Origin of the sequence: Glutamicibacter protophormiae (assembly GCF_014647495.1) — a bacterium.
GTDB classification, from domain to species: domain Bacteria; phylum Actinomycetota; class Actinomycetes; order Actinomycetales; family Micrococcaceae; genus Glutamicibacter; species Glutamicibacter protophormiae.
The window spans coordinates 21,230-27,706 of the sequence record NZ_BMPH01000024.1; the positions used below are offsets into that span (position 1 = coordinate 21,230).

Annotated in this window: 5 protein-coding genes; 1 reads left to right on the forward strand and 4 read right to left on the reverse strand. The window is 55.1% G+C overall.

The window, feature by feature from the left end; genetic code table 11:
• Positions 1-23: 23 nt before the first annotated feature.
• Positions 24-617: a recombinase family protein gene (locus tag IEY43_RS17790; RefSeq protein ID WP_134780723.1), complete on the forward strand. Its 594-nt coding sequence runs from the start codon at positions 24-26 to the stop codon at positions 615-617.
• A gap of 329 nt (positions 618-946) precedes the next feature.
• On the opposite strand, the gene IEY43_RS17795 is transcribed toward IEY43_RS17790, so the two are convergent.
• From IEY43_RS17795 to IEY43_RS17810, 4 genes are read right to left on the reverse strand one after another with little or no spacing between them, the layout of a single operon-like run.
• Complete coding sequence (locus IEY43_RS17795; RefSeq protein WP_188950332.1) at positions 947-2,035, reverse strand: DUF8606 domain-containing protein; 1,089 nt, start codon at positions 2,033-2,035, stop codon at positions 947-949.
• Positions 2,035-3,237: a GIY-YIG nuclease family protein gene (locus IEY43_RS17800; protein WP_188950334.1), complete on the reverse strand. Its 1,203-nt coding sequence runs from the start codon at positions 3,235-3,237 to the stop codon at positions 2,035-2,037. The genes IEY43_RS17795 and IEY43_RS17800 overlap by 1 nt, the downstream gene beginning before the upstream one ends.
• Positions 3,234-5,195, reverse strand: coding sequence for a DEAD/DEAH box helicase (locus tag IEY43_RS17805; RefSeq protein WP_229777485.1), 1,962 nt, complete (start codon positions 5,193-5,195; stop codon positions 3,234-3,236). Before IEY43_RS17805 ends, IEY43_RS17800 begins: the two co-directional genes overlap by 4 nt.
• A 17-nt stretch (positions 5,196-5,212) precedes the next feature.
• The gene (locus IEY43_RS17810; protein WP_188950338.1) at positions 5,213-6,412 is read right to left on the reverse strand and encodes a type IIL restriction-modification enzyme MmeI; all 1,200 of its coding nucleotides are present in this window, start codon (positions 6,410-6,412) and stop codon (positions 5,213-5,215) included.
• Between the last annotated feature and the right edge of the window lie 65 nt (positions 6,413-6,477).

Here is a 6,477-nt window from a genome sequence, read left to right on the forward strand (position 1 = left end):
GCGAGACACTTCTTGAAGGACCAATGCCCAAACTGATCGGCTACGCCCGCGTATCCACCAAAGCCCAAGACGCCGACCGGCAAATCCAAGACCTTCTTGCTGCCGGCGTCCGGCGCGATGACCTCTACACCGACCACGGCCAATCCGGAGCACTCGCCAAACGACCAGGACTGGACAAAGCACTGACCGCCCTGCACCCGGACGATACCCTCGTGATCACTACCCTGGACAGACTCGGGCGCTCCACCCAGAAAATGCTCGAACTCGCCGAAGAACTACGCGAACGCAATATCGGACTGCGAGTGCTGAATCTCGGCGGCGGTGACGTAGACACCAAAACACCCATGGGAGCCATGGTCTTCACCGTCATGGCCGCCCTGGCCCAAATGGAATTAGAGATCAAACGCGAACGCATCACCGACTCCGTCACCAAACGCCGCACCACCGGCGGCGACCTCGGCGGCCGACGCCCCACCTTCACCGACTCCCAGATACGCACCGCAGCCAAACTGGTCCAGGCCGGCGAACCGGCAACCCAAGTCGCTAAGGATATGGGGATGTCCCGCGCAACGCTTTACCGAAGGATCAGAGAGCAGAGTTCCGACAGCAAACGATAGATACTCACGCCTACTGCCTCGACTCGTTTTGTTGGTCTGGACTGTTCAAGTAAGGCCAGAACTATTACATGGAGACCGATAAGCTATAGGCTGGCCGACGGAAACGGAGTAAGACATGGCTCAGCCCGAACGCAACAAGATCAACAAGTTCGCCATAATTTTTTGGTTGTCAGTCATCGGTGCAGCTTTCTACGCTTGCGGTTGAGTATCGCGCTCCATACCGAAAAGTAAACACAGCCAATGCTCTTACTTTGCCGGCCAAATCCCTCTACGACATGGAATCCACTTGAGAACCTAAATACCTCGCGCATCAAAAGTTCGCGGTCGCGCTACTCGTCGAGCCCGAAAGCCTCGGAAACCTGGTCGATAGTGAACTGGCTGCGCAGCTTGGTCGCCGTGTTCTGGTTGGCAAACATCCCGGGCTTCCAAAAACCTTGCTCCCGCGGTACTGCGTGAGTCCATTGAACGGGCACCGCCCATTCAGCTAAATCATCATCCTGGTCCCCCTCGTGACGATACGCCCCCACGAGAGGAAGTGCCGTCAGCGCCGTCTCGGTGCCGTCGTACAGGACCGTGGTCTCATCAAACCGCTTTGCTTCCCCCAGTACCGTGCCCACTCCGACGTACCCATTTTTGGGGATACAGGTAAATACACGGGCTCCAGGCGTGAGATTCTTCAATGTCCGTGAGAACCACTTCTCTCCCCCGGCGGATACGAACCCGTATTTCATTCCGTCAGCCCATTGCCTTCCTTCGGGTGAATCACCGAAGGAGACATACCAGTCTTGGCCATTCCACGGCTCACGAGATTTGCTCTTCCGTGATGTAGCGGCCGAGATGGCGGGTTGCACTTCGTGTTCTACGAGCCAAGTGCGGGCGAGGTACGAGGCCCCGTTGTCGTGGAAGTGTCGGAAGAACACCACGTTGATCGGAACGCCGAAGTCTTCGTTCAGGAACCGCACGATCCTCTCCGTTGCGGCATCAACGGATGCTGCCACAATAGTGAAAACTTGGGCGGTGTTCACCTCATCCGGCAGTGTGCCTCCGAACTGTTCGTTGAAGGCTTCTTCCAACGCAATACCGGGACGATAGTTGGCGAAGATCTTGGTGATCTCTGCTCGACCGAGCGTGGCGACCCAAGAGCCATAATCCAGTGTCTGCGCGGTGACATCACGCGGGGTCCGATCCCGCTTGAGCTCGATCACATGGACTGCAGCGGTCTCATCGACCGCTAGCAGGTCAATGAAACCTCCATGCGCTGTCGGCACCTGGCGTCCAATAATCAGCAGAGTTTCACCCAGCATTGTCGGATCAGACTCGATATATGACTCCAGCTGGGCTTCCAACCCAATAGCGGTGGGCGTGATGCGCGTGAGTTGATCTCCGTCAGCACGCCACAACCCCATCTCCATACCCATTAGGAACGCTCCACAAGCCGCTGCATTGCAGGATCATATACATAGTCAGTGATCTCGCCAGACATGATCATGCTGATCGCTTGATTGATCACGTTCAATGGCACCACAAACCATTCGGACGGGTCGTAGTTCTTTCCCTCACGATTGATCTGGGTGATATCCAGGCGAACTGAGGCGAAGACTCGGTGCAAAAGATGCTCTAACGCCGAAGCACGCAAGTTGTAGGCCCGATAGTCAGCCACAATTTCCACCGGTGCCATCAAATACGTGGGGCTTCCCGCCGCGTTCGCGATGCGCTTTTCGACCGTTGTGGTGCTGAATCCGATCTTGTGCAGGTTCTGGATCGAGGACACCTGCGGATCAGTACTTAATGAGCGCAGCACATAGACGTGGCCGGATTCCTGATCCGCATCCCCCACTTCAGAAGCGTCGTGCCCAGATCGAACAAGCAGTAGCCCAGCTCCTTCATGCAGACGGACCGAGAGAGACTGTCGATACATGGAAGATTCCGTCCCATTTTCGAAAATGACTCTCAAGCGCTGCTTCTGACGGGTTTTGCGACCACTGCTTTGTACCAGTGACTCGCCAACTTCCGCAACAAAGAGCATAACGCCGTTCAGGACGAAAAACTGCCCCTCATCGATAGTTCGCTCACCGGGATATGCGATCAACCGGTACGTTCCATCGGCAAGTTCAGCATGCTTCGCCTTGAACAAAGGTTCAAAAGCTTCGAACCCTACAGCTTTCTTGCGTTTGGCAACCGATTCCGGGGCCTCAGCAGTTCGCCGCTGCGGCAGATCGGAAACGTCGAGAAGCCCCAGATCATCGTCCAGCAGATCCAACCCATCCGAGCTCAGCAACTCGGCCAGGGATTCTGGTGTTTCCGGGAATTCAAGCAGCCCCAGCTCATCCAGGGGCTTCAGTGCAGCGATTTTCTCTTCACTGGCCAAGATTCCTTCCAGCCGGGCACCGAGCTTGCGTTCGGCAATCTCCCGGGTCGTGGAACTGGGTAGACGCCCATGAGTCTTGTTGAACTCTACGATCTCCAAAAAGGCACGCTCCAACCGCCCCTGGGCGGTGATCTTCCTCGGCTTCTCAGGAGTATCAAGCAGCCCATCCAGATCTGAATCGATCAGCGACTGAATATCCAACACCGGCTCAGCGGCATCCAGTCCTGGGGTCTTGTCTTCTTGTTCGCTCATGCTTCGTTGCCCACCTGTGTTGCTCGCTGCTGCGCCAAATGCTGCTGCTTCTTCCGCTGCAAGAACAACAACGCTTCAGCGTATCGCTTCTCCGTCGGGTCCTCGCTGCGCACGTCAGGCTTACGCCCGTTGACCTTCACCCAAGCTTGGATCTTCGGCCACAGCTGCAATGCTTCTTGCTCCGTGACCTCCACCCGGGTGGCGGTGATGGTATCCGAAATAATGCGCAGCACATTCGGGGTCACCGATTTGCTCATCACTTCAAAGGCCCGCTGGAACGGGTTGACCGAATCGATCAGGTTGATATCAATGTCATCGATATTGACGAACTTCTCCGCCATCTTAATGAAGCGCTTGTCCCCCACTTCACGCCCCTCACCATTCTTGATCACGGAGTCAACCACGACCTGCTGGCGGACTTCCTCGACCTGCGCTTCGGTCAGATCCGGGTATTTCTCCCGGATGATCTTCGGAATCAGCACCTTGTTCGTCGTTTCCGGGTCCAAGCTGCCGGCCGCGGCCTTGGCAAAGGTCTCATCCTGCAGGATCGTAGCCTTCAGATCGTTCAGATCCGTTGTCACGATCTGCTTCACACGCGGGGTCGAAGGTTCCTTGAACCCCTTGATTTTCAGCTCGCCAGGTTTCGGTGCATCGTCATTGCCCCGTTTGGTCTTGAACGTGAAGTTCGGTGCCAGCACCTGCTCCATCAACAACGAAGCTGTAATTGCCTTCAAGATGTTGTTGACCGACAGTTTCACCTCATCGGTCGCCGCATCAGGCTGGGCAATCAGGTTGGTGAACTGTGCATGGGACTTGCCCTCGCTATCACGAGTCACCCGGCCAATGATCTGAATAACCTCAGTGAGCGAAGCCCGGTACCCAACGGTAAGAGCGTGCTCGGCGTAGGGCCAGTCAAACCCTTCCTTCGCCATGCCCAACGCAATAATGATGTCGACGGCATCCCGCTTCTTTGAAGCCGTGTGAGCCAAGTAATGCAGTGTATCTCCACGCTTCTTCTGGTCCGTGTCATCGACCAAATCAGCCACCCGCACGACCTGTCCGGTGTCCCTGCGGCGCACGCTGATAATCCCGGTGTCAGGATCGGTGCTTTCAACCTGGCCGATGGCATCGATGATGAACCCTACTTCTTCGACCTTGTCCTTGGTGGACTCCCCCGAGTTCACGTTCGGGATATGCACGATCGTCTTCTTATCCAGGTCGAGGACTTCCTCGATCGCCTCGGTATACCGGCCCTGGTAGAAATGGTGGCCGATGCCCAAGGAATGCAGGTACTCGTACCCGTTGAGCTGGTCATAGTAGTTGAACGTCACCGGGGTGAACTTCGCTTCATCCTCTGGAGACAACACCGGCACAGAGTCACCGCGGAAGTAGGAGCCGGTCATCGCGACGATATGCACGTCCGACCCGTTCATCACATCACGCAGCAGCGCACCCAATCGGGAGTTCTCCGTATCAGCGGAAACATGATGGAACTCATCAATCGCCAACACCGTCCCATTGAACGCTTCGGGAGCAAGCTTCTCAAACGCGAAACGCAGCGTCGCATGAGTACACACCAATACCGCATCGGGGCCGTTCAGGAATTTGATGAACGCATCAACCTTGCCCGCCGACGAACCGGCATCGCACAGGTTATGTTCATCCTTGATCTCCCAGTCAGCCCAGAAACCAAACTTAGTCAGGTTCGTGGATGCGAAGGACGCGCCAATCGAGCGTTCTGGGACCGCAACAACGACCTTCTTACGGCCCTGGTTGTAGAGCTTGTCCAGGGCAACGAACATGAGGGCACGGGATTTGCCTGAGGCAGGTGGAGCCTTCACCAGCAAGTGCTGGGCATCCCGCTGCGCAAAGACGCGTTGCTGCATCTCACGCATCCCCAACGCATCGGTATTTACTGAGGCTTTCGTCTGGGCGTAGGAGACGTTGACGATGTTCACTGGTTTCTTTACCGCGTTCACTTGGCTGCTGCTTTCTTCGGCGCACGGGGCTTCTTGACCGGTGCTTTTGCGGCTTCTTCAGCGCTCATCTGCTCATAGAGGGCAAACAAATCGGAGAGACGCTGCTCGTCCGTCTCGTAGGACTTCTTGGAATAAATCGAATCCACCAGCACGTCCACCGCAGCGTGCGCATCCCGGAGGTCCTGAGGCATCAAATCCGGATCATACAACTCGGCCAGTGTCTTCTCGCAGTGGTATTCGCGCACATCCAACACGCGCAGAGCCGCAACAGTCAGCTTCTCCTTCATCGCATTGGACAACGACGGGACCGGGAAGTTGTTGTAGACAATTGTGTTTGAATATCGAAGTCGTGTCTCCAACTGCCCGCCTACGGCGCGTGTCCAGGTCATGTGCATCCGTGAAGTAAGCAACGCGAAGACCCACGGCTCAGCGTCATAGACACCGAACGCCAGGTTCGAAATCACTGTGTCTGGCCCCAAATAGCCCAACGGAATATATTCGCGTCGCTCCGAAGAAACACTCGGCACGATAATCGAGTCTGTTGGTTTGTACCGCACCTCACCGAAACGATGTGGAACTTCAGCTAGTTTTTTAGTAGAGACCCTGTTACTTAGAGATCGGGACTCGCGTACTTCCTCTATTCGAGAGGCAATTTCAGGAATGGCTGTAGCTTGATGTAGTTGCTGATCATTAATCCACAGAGCATAGCGGTCGGATCCTGAAATGAACTCGCTTGCGCCAAGGAATTTTCTAATAAATTGCACTGATTCAGGCGCAACCTCTATAAGCTGGTCCTTCTCTTGCGGTGTCAGGATGAGTGCACCTTTATCATTCGGCATACTTCCAAACGACATTGCGGGGATATCCGATATCGGCTTTGTGCGTTTAGCTATACATACGTTGCTGCCATCGGAGAGATACCCATTGATGTTCTCAGCAACGATTTTCAGATCATCGGTGTAAATGTATTTGGGTTCAGAGGATTCATTCCTCAGTCCTATGACAGCAACGGTCACGCCCGCGTTTCTTCTAGCGTTGTTTTCCCATTTAAAGGACGTGTAGGCGAAGTCGATTTCAATTCCTTGAGCGAAAATCATTGGGAACATCAACGAAACATGCTCACCTTGGGATACCGAGTTAGTGGTAACGAACGCCAGCTCAGCGTGCTTGCCTCGAATGTAGTCAGAGCCTTTCACGGCTCTTCAGGATTGAGAGTGTAATCGCGGTCTAAACCCGCCAGTCTCCAGCAACGACCGTGCGA